Source organism: Streptomyces sp. NBC_01474 (genome assembly GCF_035918215.1).
Classification (GTDB): Bacteria; Actinomycetota; Actinomycetes; order Streptomycetales; family Streptomycetaceae; genus Streptomyces; species Streptomyces aureus.
In genome coordinates this window covers 6,400,001-6,418,991 of record NZ_CP109449.1, presented here as the reverse complement: position 1 = coordinate 6,418,991, position 18,991 = coordinate 6,400,001, and the positions used below count along the sequence as shown (strand labels likewise).

Genomic DNA, 18,991 nt, shown 5'->3' with positions numbered 1-18,991 from the left:
ACGACCCCGGGACGACACTTCCCGGCCCGGCCTGACGGCTTCCGGCGCCGCCTGACGGGCAGCGCTTTGTGGTCCCGGCCCGACTGATGTCAGTGCCGCGCCCTATCGTTCGGGGCATGACGACCACGCCGCGCCCCGCCGCCGAACTCACCGCCGACGAGGCCCGCCGCATCGCGCTGCGGGCCCAGGGGTTCCTCGGCGCGCCGGACCGTGGGGCAGGGGTCCGCGGCGTGCTCCGTCACCTCGGAGCGGTCCAGCTCGACACCATCTCGGTGCTGGCCCGCTCCCATGAACTCATCCCGTACGCACGCCTCGGCGCGGTCGGCCGCAGAACGGTCGAGGACGCGTACTGGACCCCCGGCACGTCAGGCGCGCCGCACGCCTTCGAGTACTGGTCGCACGCCGCGTGCATCCTGCCCGTCGAGGAGTGGCCGCACTTCGCGTTCCGCCGCCGCGCCTACCGCACCCGCCCGCACTGGCACCACGACCTGCCCGACGGCGCGTACGAGCAGGTCATCAAGCAGCTGCACGCCGAAGGCCCGCTCACGGCCACGGAGTTGGGCGGCGCGAAGAACAAGGGCGAGTGGTGGGACTGGTCCGAGGCGAAGGTCGCTGTGGAGCGCGCCCTGATGTACGGCGAGGTGGTGTGCACGCAGCGCCGCAGTTGGAAGCGGGTCTACGACCTCGCCGAGCGCGCCGTCCCGGCCGAGCTGCTCCATGACGACCTCGACGACCGGGAGTGCCTGCGCCGCCTGGTCCGCCTGGCCGGACAGTCCCTGGGCGTCGGCACGCGCTCCGACATCGCGGACTACCACCGCCTGAAGAACGAGCAGTTCGACGCGGTGGTCGAGGACTCGGGCCTGGTTCCCGTGACCGTGGAGGGCTGGGGAAAGCCGGCATGGGCGGACCCGGCGGCGCTCGCGACCGTCCCGCGCGGCCGCCACCGTACGACGCTGCTCTCGCCCTTCGACTCCCTGATCTGGGAGCGGGCGCGCACGGAGCGGATCTTCGGCTTCACGCACCGCCTGGAGGCGTACGTCCCCAAGCCGAAGCGGGTGCACGGCTACTTCGCGATGCCGGTCCTCGCGGGCGGGCACCTGGTGGGCCGCGTCGACCCCGCGCGCGACGGGAGCACGCTGGTCGCCAAGCAGGTCTCCCTGGACAGCGCGAAAGCGGTCCCGGCCGTGGCGCAGGCGCTGCGGGAGGCGGCACAGTGGGTGGGCTGTGACACGGTCCGGATCGAGCGCGTCGACCTGCCTGGCCTCAAGCCGGCCCTGGTCACCGCCCTCGACTGACCACTCTCACCCAGCCGCCGTCACCCGGCCGCCGTCACCGGATCTCGAGGATCTTCTCCCGCATCGCGTAGACCACGGCCTCCATCCTGGAGTGCAGCTGCAGCTTCTCCAGGATGTTGCGCACATGGTTCTTCACGGTGTTCTCGGAGATGAACAGCTGCTTCGCGATATCGCGGTTGTTCATACCCGTGGCGACCAGCTTCAGGACTTCCAGCTCGCGGTCGGTCAGCCGCGGCGCGGGGACGAGGCGCCGCTCGTCCGTGCGCTGGATCATCGACTTGAATTCGGTGAGGAGCTTCGACGCCATCGAGGGGCTGATCTGCGACTGCCCGTCGGCCACGGCGCGAATGGCCGTCGCCACCTCGTCCGTGGAGATCTCCTTGAGCAGATAGCCCGTCGCGCCCGCCTTGATCGCGTCGTAGAGATCGGCTTCCTCGTCACTGATGGTGAGCATGATGATCTTGGCGCTGGGGGCCACCTCCTTGATGGAGGTGCACGCCTCGATCCCGCCGCGCTTGGGCATCCGTACATCCATCAGGATGATGTCGGGCAGCAGGTCGGCCGCCTTGTCCACGGCCTCGGCGCCGTCACCCGCCTCGCCGACGACCTGGATGTCCTCCTCGGCCGCGAGAACGATCTCCAGCCCGCGCCGGAACAGCGCGTGGTCATCCACCACGAGGACCCGGATCGGCTCCTTGCGCGGCGCGCTCTCGTCCGGGCCCATGCCCTGGACACCGTCACCGGCCGTACCGGCGCCGTCGTCCCGCATCGGTCCGAAGCTGTCCGCCATCGTTCCTCCCCCTGAAGGCCATGGCCCGTCTACCGGTGCCACGCCAACCCGAGGCAGCGGCACACCGGTTGACCCGGCACGGCCATGATTTCATGCCTTGGCGTCGGTGCGGTGACAGAGCGGTGTGCACGGGGGTCGCACGATGGTGCCCCTGGGGGCGCACGCGCTCCCAGGGGCACCAATTCCGGCTGTCTCCCGAGGGCTCAGCGGTGTTGTTCCGCCTGCCTCAGCCGCCGAGCGCCCCGCCCGCTTCGGACGACTGCGCCTGGGTGACCATCGGGTCGGTGTTGAGGTGGATCACGCCGTAGTCATAGGCGTGGCGCCGGTAGACGACGCTGGGCTCCTTGGTCTCGGAGTCGACGAAGAGGTAGAAGTCGTGCCCGACCAGCTCCATCTCGTAGAGCGCCTGGTCGAGCGACATGGGCGCAGCGACGTGCGTCTTCTCTCGAACGATGAGCGGGCCTTCGCCCTGGACCTCGAGGGAGCCGATCCTCGTGGTCGGCACTCCGCCGGGCTCCTCGTTGTTGACCACTGAGCCGTCCCCGTTCAGAGTCGCCGTGGGGACGACATCGGGGACTTCCGCGGCCGTGAGCCTGCCGCTTCCGCGGCGGGTGGACCGCTTGCTGTGTTCCTTGCGCAGGCGCGCCTCGAGCTTGTCCGTTGCCAGGTCGAGCGCCGCATACGGGTCGCTGGCCGCAGCCTCGGCCCTGATGACCGGGCCACGCGTGCGGAGTGTGATCTCTACGCGGTCGCAGCGGTCGGCCTGTCGGGGGTTGGGCTCCTTGGACACCTCCACGTCGAGGCTGATCACCTTGCCGTCAAACTTCTGGATCTTCTCCAGCTTCAGCTTCTCGGCCACGTGCTTGCGGAACCGCTCGGGCACCTCTGTCTTGCGGCCCTTGACGACGATGTCCACGCAGAACTCCGTTCCCGGATCGCCCCGCTCCATCGGCGGAGCATCTCCCTGTTGCACCAGACTCCGGCCACTTCCGGAGTCTCTGACTCGGCGACTTCCACCTCCTCCTCCCCCATGGACAAGATCTACACCCCATCATCGCGGGTGATTGCCGAAAAAACCTGCTGCACCCACGACACGGCATTCCCGATTGCCGAGGACGGCGTCAACCATTCCTCACAACCGAACATATCTCGCCCGGACGGATGTCGTCACCCTCTACTGACGCGTACCTCCGTTCAGGTGAATTACCCCTCTCACTACCTGCAACGACGCAGGTTTACGCTCAGTTCCGGTTTATTTCGAAAGAACTCGGAGAGGCGGCGACCACGGCCGCACTGATCGAGTTGCGCGGGGGCAATTCCCGTGCAGTTCCCACCCATCCCGGCGTGAACCCGTCACTCTCATCCTCTGCCGTCCTGACCACTGCCGCACGCATTGCGCGGGCCGCCTCCGCCAATGAGGCGCCGGTGGTCATGACGTCGTCGACCAACACGATCCAGCCACCCGAGGCGAGGAGCGCACGGGCTCCCGCGGGCACCTCCAGAGCACCGGCGAGATTGGCCAGACGCCGCCGCGAGTCGAGCCCGGCCTGATCGGCAACGGCCCGCCTCTGACGCAACGCGGCCAGCACCCTGGCAGGCACCCCCGCCCGACGCAGCTCAGCCGCAGCGGCATACGCGATCCGCCGCGCAGGATCATGCCCACGCGCCCGAACAGCCTTCCGCGCGGAGGGAACAGGGACCAGGAGGAGGGGGGTGGAAGGTTGGACGAGGACGGCTGGCTGGGTGGGCGCGCTTACCGGGGTTCGCATGCGTGCTGGGGTTCGAGCGCTTGCCGGGGTTCGCGCGCCTGCTGGGGTTCGAGCGCTTGTCGAGGTTCGCGCGCCTGCTTGGGTGCGGTCACCTGCCGAGGTTCGCGCGCCTGCTTGGCCACGCACGCCACGTACCTGGGTGTGCGTGTCTCGCTGCGTACGCGCGTGCGCCTGTGTACGTCCATCGGCCTGTGTACGCCCGTCTACGGGGCCCCCACCCCCGCCCCCTCCCCCACTCCCCGCTTCACTCAGCCCCGCCCGCACAGCCCCCGCGAGGGCCGCGCCCAGGGGCTCCGCGAGACCCAGCGCCCCCCGCTCCTTGTGCGCGAGCAGTACGGCCCGTACCGCGTCCTGGTACGGAGCGGCCGCGTGCACCACCGGCAGCCCGGGCGGCTCAGGGCTCGGCCGCACCCGGCCCGGCGCACCGCCGCACAGGGCGTCCCCGCAGCGCGCGCAGAGCGCCGTACGCGGCCGACCGCAGCCTCCACACTCGGCCGGCAGCGCAAGATCTCCGAGGTCCTGCAACCACCCCCGCATGTCCACCACTGTGCCAAGCGGGGCGGGCTGCGGCCACCTCTGTGGATAACCCCCTGTGGATAACTCCCGGACGGACACACTCCGTTGCAATCGGAGGACTCAACTCCGTCCGGCGGGAGGGGGAGCGGCGTATTTCATGCCGTCCCGCCGCCCCTCAGCCCTCTCTACCCGGGGTAGACCGGCGCCGTCCCGTCCTTGAGCACCGTCTGCCACGGCAGACCCGGCGGCAGCCTGACGATCCCGTCGTCCGAGTGGGCGACGAGTGGCAGGCGGTCGTCCTCGGATGCCGCGATCTCCTTCACGCCCGTCAGGCCGGGCAGTGCCTGCCCCGTCGGCGCCGAGCCGTCGCATTGGACGTAACTCAGCTGCTGCACACCCCCGGACTCGCGTCCGACGACCACGAGTCGGCTTCCGCCGGCCCACGACATGGCCGTGACCTCCTCCATCTGGGGTGCCGCGGCTCGCAGTTCGTCGACCGAGACCGTGAGCTTGCCGTCCGGTCCCAAGTCGCGTTCGACGCGCCCGATCCGCAGCGTGGTCTTGCCCTTCTCGGCCACGAGCAGCGCGATCCGCACTCCGTCTGCCGACACCTTCACGGCCTCGATGCGCCCGCCGTCGAGACCGGAGACGTCGGCTTCGTGGACCTTGTCCGCCATGCCCCGGCCGAACATCAGCAGTCGTGGCTTCTTCGGGTCGCGGTCGGCCACCCACAGGTCGCCGAGTCCGTCCCAACTGGGCGTCGTCAGCCGGTCCTTCTCGGACTTGGCGTTGCTGCGTACGACGGGGTCGCCGAGCGAGGCGCCCGCCACCAACGACCCGACGAACAGGGCGCTGCCGCTGTTCGACACCGCCGCGGCCTGCGTCTCGTCGCGCGAGACGGCGACCGAGCGCATGCGCTGCTCGCCGTCACCGAGCGGACCCGGCACCCGTTCAGGGTCCTTCGCGGTGCGGGAGGCACCCGACATCTGTACGAGCCGTCCCTTGTCGTCCAGGAAGTACTGGTCGTCGGAGGGCCCGGAGGTGCGCGGCTCCACGAGGGCCTCGGCGTCGCTCTCGCTCAGGACGCACAGCTGCGACCCGTTCGACCGCTCGAGCTCGATCTGCGACACGTTCGCCGACGTCACATCCCGCAGGGAGAACAGGAGTTGGGCGGCCATCTCCTTGCAGCGGGCCTGCCCGACGTGGTCGGCCTGCGCGTTCAGCGGGACCTTCAGATTGTTCTCGTCGTCGGGCGCGAGCGATTTCACGCCCTTGCGCAGCCGCGTGTCGGAGGGGAATGTCGTGGTCACGACCGGGTTCAGCCAGTGCGTGGGTCCCGCAAGAAGGGCCCGCACCGTCTGCGTGAGGGGGTCTATCCACTGACGGACGTACACGGGGTCGGCGACCAGCCTTTTCTGACGGCTGGTCGAACCCGAACCCGGACCCGATTCCCCACCGCTCTGCGCGCCGCCGCCGGAGGACTCCTCGTCGAGCGCGAAGTAGTACTTGTTGACGGACTGGTAGATGCGCTGGAAGTCGGACTGCCCGAGAACGACGCCCTGCGGCAGCCCGTCGATGCGCCACTGCTTGCCCTTGGGCCCGTTCTCCTGCACGAGGTGCAGCGTCTTGCTGTACGAGGTGCCGTCGGGCCGGTACGCCTGCTGCTGGTCCACGAACGCGACCTGATGGCCGCTCAGTCTGAACGTACGGCCCTCTTCGCCGGCGCTGGGCCTGCTCGCCGGCCCAGTGCTCGGTCCGTCCGTGAGGACGGTGGTGCGCTCCTCGGGGTGCCAGCCCTTGGCGGCCTTCTCCGTGAGGTACTTGCGCGCCATCGTGTACTGCGGATCGTCGCTGGTCAGCGCCTCGAGGAAGCCCTCGACGATGCTGACGGGCCCGGCGTTCTCACGGGGCGGCATCGCGAAGACGCGCACCTGTGAGTCAGGCCGCTGCGACGCCTCCACGGCCTGGAGTCCGCCGTTGTCCGGCATGGACGCGCAGCCGCTGAGCACCACTGTGCCGCAGCCGAGCAGCACACCTGTACGCAGCCCGCGCCGCCGTCCGGCCAACGGTGGCCGCCCTCGCTCACCGCGCACGCCCGCCCCCACTTCCCTCGCCGCTGCCGTCGGCTCCCTCGGCCGGTCCGGCCTGCTCTTCCCAGGGTCCTTCCGGACCCCTTGTGTCCTGACCGCGTGTCGCCGGTGCGGCGGTGTCGCTGCGGGCCACGACCCGCGAGCCGTTCCCGGGCAGCGCCGCGGGATCGACCGCGTACCGGGGTGCGGCCGGTTCCTTCGCCGGTACGGGCGACGGCACGCGGGACGCGCCCGCTGTCTGCGCCGGAACCGTCGCGAGCTTGCCGGCGCCCCCGCCGAGCGGAAGCCCTGCCTCGCTCAGGCCGCGGTTGCGCCGTGAGTCCTCCGGTTCCAGCGGTATCGGGGACCCGCGCAGGGGTTCGTCCGCCGTTCGCGGCAGCGTCAGCCGGAACTGTGAGCCGCCGCCGGGCTCGCCCCACGCCTGGAGCCAGCCGCCGTGCAGCCGGGCGTCCTCGAGGGCGATGGACAGGCCGAGGCCCGTGCCGCCGGTGGTACGCGCGCGTGCCGGGTCGGCGCGCCAGAAGCGGCTGAAGACGCGGGTGGCTTCGCCGGGCTTGAGGCCCACGCCGTAGTCGCGTACGGCGACGGCGACCGCGCCGCCGGCCGCGGCGAGCCGCACCACCACGTCCTTGCCTTCGCCGTGCTCCACGGCGTTGACGACGAGATTGCGCAGGACGCGCTCCACGCGCCGGGCGTCCGCCTCGGCGACCACGGGCTGCTGGTCCCCGACGATCCGCACGTGCGTGCCCTTGTGCTCGGCGAGCGGCTCGGCGCCGCCCACCACACGCCGTACGACTTCCCGCAGGTCTATCGGCTCCGCCTCCAGGGCGGCCGCGCCCGCGTCGAAGCGGCTGATCTCGAGGAGGTCCGAGAGGAGTGACTCGAACCGGTCCAGCTGATCGGCGAGCAGTTCCGCCGACCGCGCGGTGACCGGGTCGAAGTCCACGCGCGCGTCATGGATCACGTCGGCGGCCATGCGCACCGTCGTCAGCGGTGTCCGCAGCTCGTGCGACACGTCGGACACGAAGCGTCGCTGCATCCGCGAGAGATCCTCGAGCTGCTGGATCTTCGTATGGAGGTTCTGCGCCATCTTGTTGAAGGCTTCACCGAGCCGGGCGATGTCGTCCTCGCCGGTGACCTTCATACGTTCCTGGAGGCGTCCGGCGGACAGCCTCTCGGCGACGCCGGCCGCCATCCGCACGGGCGTGACGACCTGCCGTACGACCAGCCAGGCGATGGCGCCGAGCAGCACCACGACGAACAGCCCTGCCGTGGCGAGCGTCCCCTTGACCAGGCCGAGCGACTTCTCCTCCTGGGTGAGCGGGAAGAGGTAGTACAGCTGGTAGGCGTGGCCCTTCGGGTCGGTCATCTGTTTGCCGATGACGAGGCCGGGCTGGGAGTCCTTGCCGTCCTCGTAGACGATGCGCGTGTACTCCTGGGACGCGCCCGTCATCTTCTCGACCCGTTCGCGCAGGTCGTCGGGGACGCTGGGGTCGAGGACGCCGCCGGAGGCCCGCGGTCCGCGCACGCTGTCGCCGCTGTCGGCCCCGGGCGGGCTGAGCGTCACCACGTCGAAGGCGCTCTGGCCGCCGGAGGAGAGCTGGGTGACCAGCTCGCTCATCCAGTTGTTCGTGTTCAGGGGGGCGCGACTGTCCGTCGTCGCGCCGTCGCGTGCCCCGGCCGCGGCTGTGTCGGCCTTGTCCTTGGCGGCCCGGAAGCCGCCCTCGGCCTGACTCTGCGACGCCTTCACCTTGGCGTCGAGCAGGCCGTTGCGTACGGAACCGATGACGACGATGCCGAGCAGCAGCACGACGCCGAGCGACATCAGGAGCGTCGTGACGACGATCTTGAGCTGGATGTTGCGCCGCCACAGGCGCATGGCGGGCAGCAGCGGCCGCCGCACCCAGCGCGTGAACAGGCGCAGCACGGGGCTGCCCTTCATTCCGCCCTGGAGCAGCAGACCGCCGTCGAGGACCCGGCGCAGCACTGAGCCACGCCCGGCCTTCGGTCCCACAGGCCGCCCCGAGCGGATTCCCGGCCCCCCGGGTGCCGGAGCGGCACTGTCTCGGGACATGTCAGCTCGGTCCGGCCTTGTAACCGACGCCACGGACGGTCACCACGATCTCCGGACGCTCGGGGTCCTTCTCGACCTTCGAGCGCAGCCGCTGCACATGCACGTTCACCAGACGGGTGTCGGCCGCGTGCCGGTAGCCCCACACCTGCTCGAGGAGGACCTCACGCGTGAACACCTGCCACGGCTTGCGGGCGAGCGCCACCAGGAGGTCGAACTCCAGCGGCGTCAGCGCGATCGACTGCCCTTCCCGCTTCACGGAGTGCCCGGCCACGTCGATGACCAGGTCACCGATGGCGAGCTGCTCGGGCGCGGGCTCCTCGGACCTCCGCAGCCGCGCCCGGATACGGGCCACGAGCTCCTTCGGCTTGAACGGCTTCACGATGTAGTCGTCGGCGCCCGACTCGAGGCCCACCACGACGTCCACCGTGTCGCTCTTCGCGGTCAGCATCACGATCGGCACCCCGGACTCCGCCCTGATCAGGCGGCACACCTCGATGCCGTCCCGGCCGGGAAGCATCAGGTCCAGAAGCACCAGATCCGGCTTGGACTCACGGAAAGCGGCCAGCGCCTTGTCGCCGTCAGCTACGAACGACGGCTCAAAACCTTCACCACGCAGCACAATGCCGAGCATCTCGGCCAGTGCGGTGTCGTCGTCGACGACAAGGACTCGTCCCTTCATAGGCCACATCATCCCATTACTTAATCGTTACCTGGCGTGACCTGGCACACAGCTCGCCCAGTCCTTCAGCTGTCACAGGGGAAACCACTCCCCACTCTGTGACGATCGCCGTCACCAACTCGGGCGGCGTCACATCGAATGCGGGGTTGTACGCCTGCGTCCCCAGCGGAGCCACCGGAATCACGCATCCCGCCTCAACCCCGGCCACAGACGCCTGGGGCGCTGTGATCTCTGTCACTTCATGTCCGGCCCGCTGTTCCACCTCGACGGACGCTCCGTCGGGGGTGTCCGGGTCCACCGTCGTCCCCGGCGCCACCACGATGAACGGCACGTGGTGGTACTTGGCAAGAACCGCGAGCGGATAGGTCCCCACCTTGTTCGCGACGGAACCGTCCGCCGCGATCCGGTCGGCCCCGACCAGCACCGCGTCCACCTCACCGGCCGCGAACAGCGACCCCGCCGCATTATCCGTGAGCAGCGTGTACGCCATCCCCGCCCGGGCCGCCTCGTACGCGGTCAGCCGCGCGCCCTGGAGCAGCGGCCGCGTCTCGTCGACCCACAGCCGGGTCAGCCGTCCCACCCGGTGCGCGGCGAGCGCCACCGCGAACGCGGTGCCCTCACCCCCGGAGACCAGCGCCCCCGAGTTGCAGTGCGTGAGGATCCGATGCTGCCCGCCCGGCATCAGCTCGTCGAGCAGCGCGAGGCCGTGCCCGGCCATGGCGGCGCTGGCCTCGGCGTCCTCCCGGTGGAGCGCCCGCGCCGCGGCGAGTGCGTCCCGGGCGGCCCGCTCCCGGTCCCCCTCGGCCCCGAGCCCGGCTCGGTACGCCGCATGAGCCCGGCGCACGCCTCTGGCGAGATTCACCGCGGTGGGCCGCGCGCCGGCCAGCGCGTAGGCCGCCTCGTCCACGTCGAACCCCCGTGCCGCGGCCAGGGCGACCCCGTACGCCCCCGCGATGCCGAGGAGTGGCGCTCCCCGCACGGCGAGCGTCCTGATCGCCTGGACGAGCGCCTGCGCGTCGGTGCAGACCAGCTCGACCTCCTCCACGGGCAGCCTGGTCTGGTCGAGCAGGACGAGCGCGGGCCCCTCGGCCGGCTCCTCCCATCGGAGTACGGGTATGTCGGTGGGCCGCTTGTCGTCGCCGGTTTGCGCGTACTGATCAGCCATCCGCCCAGTCTGCCCCGTACCCGGCGGACAATTGAAGGTGTGCAGCCCATACGGCACCCGGTCAACTCCGGGGCACACCGTGGCACGATGGGCGCCAAGCTGCCGCCGCGACCGCGGACGGGCACCGTGAAGGAGCGACGATGAACGACACTCCGGGCTGGGCCTCGCCCGGATCTGCCCCCTCCGACGGCCAGGACGACCAGCCTGAGCAGGACGGCCAGGACGGCCGCACCGGCGACGGCGAGGACGCCGCTCCCGACCCGAAGTGGTCCAAGGAGCAGCCGCCGCCCGCGCAGTGGTCCGCCCCGTCCGGCACCGGCCGGACCCCGCCCCCACCGTCTCCTCCGGCCCAGGGCTGGGGCGGCGGATCCCCCGGCGGCCCCGCAGGCCCCGGGGGTTACGGCGGTGGAGGCGGCTACGGCGGCCCAGGCGGTGGCTACGGAGCCGGATGGGGCTCCTGGCAGGGCAGGCCCCCGGCCGCCAAGCCCGGCGTCATCCCGCTGCGCCCGCTCGGCGTCGGCGAGATCCTCGACGGCGCCGTGTCGACGATGCGCGCGCACTGGCGCACCGTCCTCGGGATCTCGCTCTCCGTGGCCGTACTCATCGAGATCGTCGTCGTCCTCCTCCAGGGCCTCGTCCTGAACAACTCGACGAACACGGACGCCCTCGACGACCCGAGCGCGACCGCGAGCGAACTGACGCGCGCCGTAGGCGACACCCTGCTGAGCTCGGGCGTCGTCCAGATCGTCTACCTGCTCGGCACCATCGTCGCCACGGCCCTGCTCACGACCGTGACCAGCCGGGCCGTCCTCGGCAAGTCCGTGACGACCGGGGAGGCCTGGAAGGACGCCAAGCCCCAGCTCCTCAAGCTGGCCGGCCTGACGCTCCTCCTGCCGCTCATCGCCGCCGCCGTCCTGCTCGTCTGCATGCTGCCCGGCATCCTCGTCGCCGCCCTGAGCTCCTCGGACTCCGGCGCCCCACTCATCGCCCTCGGCGCCCTCGGCGGCGCAGTCCTGGCGATCTGGCTGATGATCCGCTTCTCGCTCGCCTCGCCCGCCCTGATGCTGGAGAAGCAGAGCATCCTGAAGTCGATGAGCCGCTCCGCCAAGCTGGTCCGCGGCTCCTGGTGGCGGGTCTTCGGCATCCAGCTGCTGGCCGGGATCATCGCCGGACTCGTCTCGTCGATCATCGTCATCCCGTTCACCTTCCTCGCCGCCGCACTCGGCGGCGAAGGCGTCAGCGGACTCCTCGACGGCGGCACCGGCGACCTCGGCTGGACGTTCCTCATCGTCACCGGCGTCGGCTCCGTGATCGGCTCCATGCTCACGTTCCCGATCACCGCGGGCGTCACCGTGCTCCTCTACATCGACCAGCGCATCCGCCGCGAGGCCCTCGACCTCGAACTCGGCCGCGCGGCAGGCCTCCAGGGCTACGGCGACACCACGAGCCCCACCCCGGGGAGCTGATGCGGTGAGCCCGGCGGGGGGAGTGCTCTGGGCTGCCGCGCTGCGCTCGCGCACGGGCAGCGACGAACCACCGGTGACGATCGGGCGCGACCCCGCGCGGGAAGCGGCCCGACGCGAGCTGTCCGTGCCCGCGTACCACCAGGACGACACGAGCCTCCTCCAACGGGGCCTCAACCGCTTCTGGGAATGGCTCGACAAGCTGTTCTCCGCCGCCTCCGGGGCGACACCCGGCGGCGGATTCGGCCTGCTCGTCATCGTGCTCGCGGTCGTGGCCCTTGCCGTCGCCCTGTGGTGGCGCCTGGGCACCCCGCGCCGCTCCGCCCACTCCACCGCCGCGCTCTTCGAGGACCGCCCCCGCACTGCCGCCGAACACCGCGCGGCCGCCGAGGCGCACGCCGCCCAGGGCCACTGGACCCAGGCCGTGCAGGAACGGATGCGCGCCATCGTCCGCTCCCTGGAGGAACGCGCACTCCTCGACCCGCGCCCCGGCCGCACCGCCGACGAGGCCGCCAGCGAAGCCGGTCGCACCCTGCCCGCGCACACGGACCGACTGCGCACCGCGGCCCGCGACTTCGACGACGTCACATACGGCGGCCGCACCGCCACCCCGCAGACGTACGAGCGCCTCACCACGCTCGACTCCGAACTGGACCGCACCACCCCCACGCTCACCGGCAGCGCTCCCCGAGGAGCCGCCGAGTGACCACCCAGCATCCGACAGCTCCCACCGCCGCCCCTCAGAACGCACAGGACTCCACGCCACCGGCGCGCCCGGGCGAGCAGCCACCGGCCACCTCCACGGCCCGCACCCCACGCCAGCTCTGGACCCGCACGCGCGGCCTGCTCATCGCCGCCGCGATCTTGCTGATCGCCGCCGTCGCCATCGCGCTCGTCCGCTCCGAAGCCGCACACGGCCGCCTCGACCCTCGCTCCGCCGACCCGGGCGGCAGCCGCGCCGTCGCCCACCTCCTGGCCGACCGGGGCGTCTCCACGCGTGTGGTCACCACCACCGCCGAGGCCCGCGACGCGGCAGGCCCCGACACCACCGTCCTGGTCGCGTCCCCGGACCTGCTCACCGGCCGCCAGCAGGCCCAACTGCACGCCGCCACCACCGACTCCGGCGGCCGCACCGTCCTGATCGCCCCCGGCGCCCCCTCGCTCGGCACCCTCGCCCCCCACGTCACCGTGGACCCCACACCCAGCCTCGACGCACTCGCGCGCCCCGGCTGCACCCTGTCCGCCGCCCGCCGCGCCGGCGACGCCGAGACCGGCGGCCGCCGCTACGCCACGTACCCCGTGGACGCCGACACCTGCTACCGCAGCGAAAGCCTCCCCACCCTGCTGCGCCTGCCGGAGGCCAAGGGCGGCGACACCGTCCTGATCGGCGCCCCCGACATCCTCCTCAACGACCGCCTCGACGAGCACGGCAATGCCTCGCTCGCCCTGCAACTCCTCGGTTCCCGCCCCCACTTGGTCTGGTACCTCCCCTCCCTCTCCGACGACGCCCGGGCCACCGGCTCCGAGCGCCGCAGCTTCTTCGACCTGCTCCCCTCGGGATGGCTCTGGGGCACCCTGCAACTCTGCGTCGCGGCCGTCCTCGCCGCGTTCTGGCGCGGCCGCCGCTTCGGCCGGCTGGTCCCCGAACGCCTCCCCGTGGCGATCCGCGCCTCCGAAGCCGTCGAAGGACGCGCCCGCCTCTACCGCAAGGCCAACGCCCGCGACCGCGCCGCCTCCGCTCTGCGCACCGCCACCCGCACCCGCCTCGCCCCCCTCATCGGCGTCCCCCCGTCCCAGGCCCACACGCCCGAGACCCTGCTCCCCGCCCTGACCGCCGCACTCCACACCCCCGGCCAGGACCCACACCCCCTCCTCTTCGGCCCGCCGCCCGCCAACGACGCGGCCCTGACAGCCCTCGCCGACCAACTCGACGCCCTCGAAAGAGAGGTACGCCACTCATGATGGCCCCGACCACTGACAACGCCGGGCCCACCGGAGATCCCCGCAGCTCACGGGCGTCTCTGGAGGCCCTGCGCGCGGAGATCGCCAAGGCCGTCGTCGGCCAGGACCCCGCGGTCACGGGCCTCGTCGTGGCGCTCCTCTGCCGCGGCCACGTCCTCCTCGAAGGCGTCCCCGGAGTGGCCAAGACCCTCCTCGTACGCGCCCTCGCAGCTTCCCTCGAACTCGACACGAAGCGCGTCCAGTTCACCCCGGACCTGATGCCGAGCGACGTCACGGGCTCCCTCGTCTACGACGCCCGCACCGCCGAGTTCTCGTTCCAGCCCGGCCCGGTCTTCACCAACCTGCTCCTCGCGGACGAGATCAACCGCACCCCGCCCAAGACCCAGTCCTCCCTCCTCGAAGCCATGGAGGAGCGCCAGGTCACGGTCGACGGCACCCCCCGCCCGCTCCCCGACCCCTTCCTGGTCGCGGCTACGCAGAACCCCGTCGAGTACGAGGGCACGTACCCCCTCCCCGAGGCCCAGCTGGACCGTTTCCTCCTCAAGCTCACCGTCCCCCTCCCCTCCCGTCAGGACGAGATCGACGTCCTGACCCGACATGCCCAGGGCTTCAACCCGCGCGACCTGCGCTCCGCGGGCGTACGCCCCGTAGCCACCGCCGCCGATCTGGAAACCGCCCGGGCAGCCGTGGCGAAGACCGCGATCTCCCCCGAGATCACGGCCTACGTCGTCGACATCTGCCGCGCCACGCGCGAATCCCCGTCCCTCACCCTGGGCGTCTCCCCCCGCGGCGCGACGGCGCTCATGTCCACGGCCCGCGCCTGGGCCTGGCTGACGGGCCGCGACTACGTCATCCCCGACGACGTGAAGGCCCTCGCCCTGCCCACGCTCCGCCACCGGATCCAGCTCCGCCCCGAGGCCGAGATGGAGGGCGTCACGCCCGACTCGGTCATCAACGCGATCCTGGCCCACGTCCCCGTTCCCCGCTGACGCAAGGCTCTGGACCCATGGCCCTCACCGGACGCACCGCCCTGCTCGCCGCCCTGGGCTCCCTCCCCGTAGGCATCTGGGAGCCCAGCTGGACCGGCATCCTGGCCGTGAACACCCCCCTGGCCCTGGCCTGCGCCTGCGACTTCGCCCTGGCCGCCCCGGTACGCCGACTGCGCCTGACCCGTTCGGGCGGCACCGCAGTACGCCTGGGCGACCCGGCCGACGTCACCCTCACCGTCACCAACCCCTCGCGCCGCCCCCTGCGCGCCCAGCTCCGCGACGCCTGGCCACCCAGCAGCTGGCCCCCCGGCACCGAGGTCGCGGCGTCCCGCCACCGCCTGACGATCCCCCCGGGCGAACGCCGCCGCATCATCACCCGTCTGCTCCCCACCCGCAGGGGTGACCGAAAGGCCGACCGGGTGACGATCCGCTCGTACGGCCCGCTGGGCCTCTTCACCCGCCAGGGCAGCCACGACGTCCCCTGGACGGTCCGCGTCCTCCCCCCGTTCCACAGCCGCAAGCACCTGCCCTCGAAACTGGCCCGCCTCCGCGAGCTCGACGGCCGCACCAGCGTCCTGACCCGCGGCGAGGGCACCGAATTCGACAGCTTGCGCGAGTACGTTCCCGGGGACGACACCCGTTCCATCGACTGGCGCGCCACCGCCCGTCAGTCGACACTCGCGGTCCGCACCTGGCGCCCGGAACGCGACCGGCACATCCTGATCGTCCTCGACACGGGACGCACCTCCGCCGGCCGCGTCGGCGACGCACCCCGCCTCGACGCGTCGATGGACGCCGCGCTCCTCCTCGGTGCACTGGCCTCCAGGGCCGGCGACCGGGTCGACCTCCTCGCCTACGACCGCCACATCCGCGCCCTGGTCCAGGGCCGCGCGGCCGGTGAACTCCTGCCGGCTCTGGTCAACGCCATGGCCCCACTGGAGCCGGAACTCGTCGAAACGGACGCCCGCGGCCTGACCGCGGCGGCCCTGCGCACAGCTCCTCGCCGTTCACTCGTCGTCCTCCTCACGAGCCTCGACGCGGCTCCCGTGGAGGAGGGCCTCCTCCCGGTCCTCTCCCGCCTCACCAAACGCCACACGGTATTGGTGGCCTCGGTGGCGGACCCGACGATCGCGGAAATGGCCAGCTCCCGAGGAAACACCGAAGCGGTCTACGACGCTGCCGCCGCGGCCCAGGCCCAAGCGGAACGCCACCGCACGGCGGAACTGCTCATCCGTCGCGGCGTCACGGTCGTCGACGCCACCCCGAACGACCTCGCACCGGCACTGGCGGATGCCTACCTCGCTTTGAAGGCAGCGGGCCGACTCTGAATATGAGGAAAAAAGGCCGGACCCTGAAAAGGGGTCCGGCCGGAAAAACCAAGGGGACCGGCCCGGGACCGGCACAATGCTTGGCGTACAACGCAGAAAACCCCCGTAACAGGATTCTCATCCGTTACGGGGGTTTTCTTCAAAAATAGTTCGGCGGCGTCCTACTCTCCCACAGGGTCCCCCCTGCAGTACCATCGGCGCTGTGAGGCTTAGCTTCCGGGTTCGGAATGTAACCGGGCGTTTCCCTCACGCTATGACCACCGAAACACTATGAAACTGTCAACCGCACCACGCTCTGTGACAAACGTGGGGTTGTTCGTGGTTTCAGAACCAACACAGTGGACGCGAGCAACTGAGGACAAGCCCTCGGCCTATTAGTACCAGTCACCTCCACCCGTTACCGGGCTTCCAGATCTGGCCTATCAACCCAGTCGTCTACTGGGAGCCTTAACCCCTCAAGGGGGTGGGAATACTCATCTCGAAGCAGGCTTCCCGCTTAGATGCTTTCAGCGGTTATCCTTTCCGAACGTAGCCAACCAGCCATGCCCTTGGCAGGACAACTGGCACACCAGAGGTTCGTCCGTCCCGGTCCTCTCGTACTAGGGACAGCCCTTCTCAATATTCCTACGCGCGCAGCGGATAGGGACCGAACTGTCTCACGACGTTCTAAACCCAGCTCGCGTACCGCTTTAATGGGCGAACAGCCCAACCCTTGGGACCGACTCCAGCCCCAGGATGCGACGAGCCGACATCGAGGTGCCAAACCATCCCGTCGATATGGACTCTTGGGGAAGATCAGCCTGTTATCCCCGGGGTACCTTTTATCCGTTGAGCGACGGCGCTTCCACAAGCCACCGCCGGATCACTAGTCCCGACTTTCGTCCCTGCTCGACCCGTCGGTCTCACAGTCAAGCTCCCTTGTGCACTTACACTCAACACCTGATTACCAACCAGGCTGAGGGAACCTTTGGGCGCCTCCGTTACTCTTTAGGAGGCAACCGCCCCAGTTAAACTACCCATCAGACACTGTCCCTGATCCGGATCACGGACCCAGGTTAGACATCCAGCACGACCAGAGTGGTATTTCAACGACGACTCCCCCTGAACTGGCGTCCAGAGTTCAAAGTCTCCCACCTATCCTACACAAGCCGAACCGAACACCAATATCAAACTGTAGTAAAGGTCCCGGGGTCTTTCCGTCCTGCTGCGCGAAACGAGCATCTTTACTCGTAGTGCAATTTCACCGGGCCTATGGTTGAGACAGTCGAGAAGTCGTTACGCCATTCGTGCAGGTCGGAACTTACCCGACAAGGAATTTCGCTACCTTAGGATGGTTATAGTTACCACCGCCGTTTACTGGCGCTTAAGTTCTCAGCTTCGCACACCCGAAAGTGCACTAACCGGTCCCCTTAACGTTCCAGCACCGGGCAGGCGTCAGTCCGTATACATCGCCTTACGGCTTCGCACGGACCTGTGTTTTTAGTAAACAGTCGCTTCTCGCTGGTCTCTGCGGCCACCCCCAGCTCGAGGAGCAAGTCCTCTCACCAGTGATGGCCCCCCTTCTCCCGAAGTTACGGGGGCATTTTGCCGAGTTCCTTAACCATAGTTCACCCGAACGCCTCGGTATTCTCTACCTGACCACCTGAGTCGGTTTAGGGTACGGGCCGCCATGAAACTCGCTAGAGGCTTTTCTCGACAGCATAGGATCATCCACTTCACCACAATCGGCTCGGCATCAGGTCTCAGCCTTAATGTGCGACGGATTTACCTATCGCACGGCCTACACCCTTACCCCGGGACAACCACCGCCCGGGCTGGACTACCTTCCTGCGTCACCCCATCACTCACCTACTACAAGTCTGGTCCGTCGGCTCCACCACTTTCCTTTCCCCGAAGGGTCCGGAACGGCTTCACGGACTTAGCATCGCCTGATTCAATGTTTGACGCTTCACAGCGGGTACCGGAATATCAACCGGTTATCCATCGACTACGCCTGTCGGCCTCGCCTTAGGTCCCGACTTACCCTGGGCAGATCAGCTTGACCCAGGAACCCTTAGTCAATCGGCGCACACGTTTCTCACGTGTGTATCGCTACTCATGCCTGCATTCTCACTCGTGAACCGTCCACAACTCGCTTCCGCGGCTGCTTCACCCGGCACACGACGCTCCCCTACCCATCACGATCCCCGTTGGGGGTATATATCGCAATGACACGACTTCGGCGGTACGCTTGAGCCCCGCTACATTGTCGGCGCGGAATCACTAGACCAGTGAGCTATTACGCACTCTTTCAAGGGTGGCTGCTTCTAAGCCAACCTCCTGGTTGTCTGTGCGACTCCACATCCTTTCCCACTTAGCGTACGCTTAGGGGCCTTAGTCGATGCTCTGGGCTGTTTCCCTCTCGACCATGGAGCTTATCCCCCACAGTCTCACTGCCGTGCTCTCACTTACCGGCATTCGGAGTTTGGCTAAGGTCAGTAACCCGGTAGGGCCCATCGCCTATCCAGTGCTCTACCTCCGGCAAGAAACACACGACGCTGCACCTAAATGCATTTCGGGGAGAACCAGCTATCACGGAGTTTGATTGGCCTTTCACCCCTAACCACAGGTCATCCCCCAGGTTTTCAACCCTGGTGGGTTCGGTCCTCCACGAAGTCTTACCTCCGCTTCAACCTGCCCATGGCTAGATCACTCCGCTTCGGGTCTTGAGCGCGCTACTGAATCGCCCTATTCGGACTCGCTTTCGCTACGGCTTCCCCACACGGGTTAACCTCGCAACGCACCGCAAACTCGCAGGCTCATTCTTCAAAAGGCACGCAGTCACGACTGTATGTGCAAGCACATACAGCGACGCTCCCACGGCTTGTAGGC

14 protein-coding genes and 2 rRNA genes (1 of these 16 only partly in view) are annotated in these 18,991 nt (G+C 69.3%); 7 read left to right on the top strand and 9 right to left on the bottom strand.

What is annotated here, in order from left to right; genetic code table 11:
- The first annotated feature begins 86 nt into the window (after positions 1-86).
- A complete protein-coding gene (locus tag OG758_RS29390; protein ID WP_326712698.1) occupies positions 87-1,295 on the top strand; it encodes a winged helix-turn-helix domain-containing protein in 1,209 nt (402 codons plus the stop codon).
- Positions 1,296-1,329: 34 nt separating this feature from the next.
- On the opposite strand, the gene OG758_RS29385 is transcribed toward OG758_RS29390, so the two are convergent.
- The 3 genes from OG758_RS29385 to OG758_RS29375 form a co-directional block, all read right to left on the bottom strand.
- Positions 1,330-2,085: a response regulator transcription factor gene (locus OG758_RS29385; RefSeq protein WP_326712697.1), complete on the bottom strand. Its 756-nt coding sequence runs from the start codon at positions 2,083-2,085 to the stop codon at positions 1,330-1,332.
- Positions 2,086-2,311: 226 nt separating this feature from the next.
- Positions 2,312-3,001: a ribosome hibernation-promoting factor, HPF/YfiA family gene (hpf, locus tag OG758_RS29380; protein ID WP_372562653.1), complete on the bottom strand. Its 690-nt coding sequence runs from the start codon at positions 2,999-3,001 to the stop codon at positions 2,312-2,314.
- Positions 3,002-3,326: 325 nt separating this feature from the next.
- Positions 3,327-3,674 (bottom strand): ComF family protein, encoded by a 348-nt coding sequence (locus tag OG758_RS29375; RefSeq protein ID WP_326712696.1) that lies wholly within the window; start codon positions 3,672-3,674, stop codon positions 3,327-3,329.
- A gap of 294 nt (positions 3,675-3,968) precedes the next feature.
- Here OG758_RS29375 and OG758_RS29370 point away from each other — a divergent pair, with 294 nt between their 5' ends.
- Entirely contained in the window at positions 3,969-4,454 is a 486-nt protein-coding gene (locus OG758_RS29370; protein WP_326712695.1) for a hypothetical protein, read from the top strand.
- Positions 4,455-4,555: 101 nt separating this feature from the next.
- Here OG758_RS29370 and OG758_RS29365 read toward each other — a convergent pair whose 3' ends face one another.
- The 4 genes from OG758_RS29365 to mtnA form a co-directional block, all read right to left on the bottom strand.
- A complete protein-coding gene (locus OG758_RS29365; protein WP_326716072.1) occupies positions 4,556-6,358 on the bottom strand; it encodes an LpqB family beta-propeller domain-containing protein in 1,803 nt (600 codons plus the stop codon).
- A 94-nt stretch (positions 6,359-6,452) separates the two neighbouring features.
- Positions 6,453-8,534: an MtrAB system histidine kinase MtrB gene (gene mtrB / locus OG758_RS29360; protein ID WP_326712694.1), complete on the bottom strand. Its 2,082-nt coding sequence runs from the start codon at positions 8,532-8,534 to the stop codon at positions 6,453-6,455.
- 1 nt (position 8,535) lies between these two features.
- On the bottom strand, positions 8,536-9,225 hold the full coding sequence (gene mtrA, locus OG758_RS29355; protein WP_189491636.1) for a two-component system response regulator MtrA: 690 nt from the start codon (positions 9,223-9,225) through the stop codon (positions 8,536-8,538).
- Positions 9,226-9,229: 4 nt separating this feature from the next.
- The gene (gene mtnA, locus OG758_RS29350) at positions 9,230-10,378 is read right to left on the bottom strand and encodes an S-methyl-5-thioribose-1-phosphate isomerase (RefSeq protein ID WP_326712693.1); all 1,149 of its coding nucleotides are present in this window, start codon (positions 10,376-10,378) and stop codon (positions 9,230-9,232) included.
- 140 nt (positions 10,379-10,518) lie between these two features.
- Here mtnA and OG758_RS29345 point away from each other — a divergent pair, with 140 nt between their 5' ends.
- Genes OG758_RS29345 through OG758_RS29325 form a run of 5 tightly spaced genes read left to right on the top strand, consistent with a single transcriptional unit; the run spans position 10,519 to position 16,120 of the window.
- Positions 10,519-11,844: a glycerophosphoryl diester phosphodiesterase membrane domain-containing protein gene (locus OG758_RS29345; RefSeq protein ID WP_326712692.1), complete on the top strand. Its 1,326-nt coding sequence runs from the start codon at positions 10,519-10,521 to the stop codon at positions 11,842-11,844.
- A gap of 4 nt (positions 11,845-11,848) precedes the next feature.
- Positions 11,849-12,547: a DUF4129 domain-containing protein gene (locus OG758_RS29340; protein WP_326712691.1), complete on the top strand. Its 699-nt coding sequence runs from the start codon at positions 11,849-11,851 to the stop codon at positions 12,545-12,547.
- Positions 12,544-13,803: a DUF4350 domain-containing protein gene (locus tag OG758_RS29335; RefSeq protein ID WP_326712690.1), complete on the top strand. Its 1,260-nt coding sequence runs from the start codon at positions 12,544-12,546 to the stop codon at positions 13,801-13,803. The genes OG758_RS29340 and OG758_RS29335 overlap by 4 nt, the downstream gene beginning before the upstream one ends.
- Complete coding sequence (locus tag OG758_RS29330) at positions 13,800-14,792, top strand: AAA family ATPase (RefSeq protein ID WP_326712689.1); 993 nt, start codon at positions 13,800-13,802, stop codon at positions 14,790-14,792. The genes OG758_RS29335 and OG758_RS29330 overlap by 4 nt, the downstream gene beginning before the upstream one ends.
- Before the next feature lie 17 nt (positions 14,793-14,809).
- Positions 14,810-16,120, top strand: coding sequence for a DUF58 domain-containing protein (locus OG758_RS29325; RefSeq protein ID WP_326712688.1), 1,311 nt, complete (start codon positions 14,810-14,812; stop codon positions 16,118-16,120).
- Between the two features lie 148 nt (positions 16,121-16,268).
- Here the strand turns inward: OG758_RS29325 and rrf are convergent.
- Together rrf and OG758_RS29315 are read right to left on the bottom strand one after the other, a co-directional pair.
- Positions 16,269-16,385, bottom strand: a 5S ribosomal RNA gene (gene rrf, locus OG758_RS29320).
- A gap of 89 nt (positions 16,386-16,474) precedes the next feature.
- Positions 16,475-18,991: ribosomal RNA gene (locus tag OG758_RS29315) — 23S ribosomal RNA — on the bottom strand; it runs 607 nt beyond the window's last position.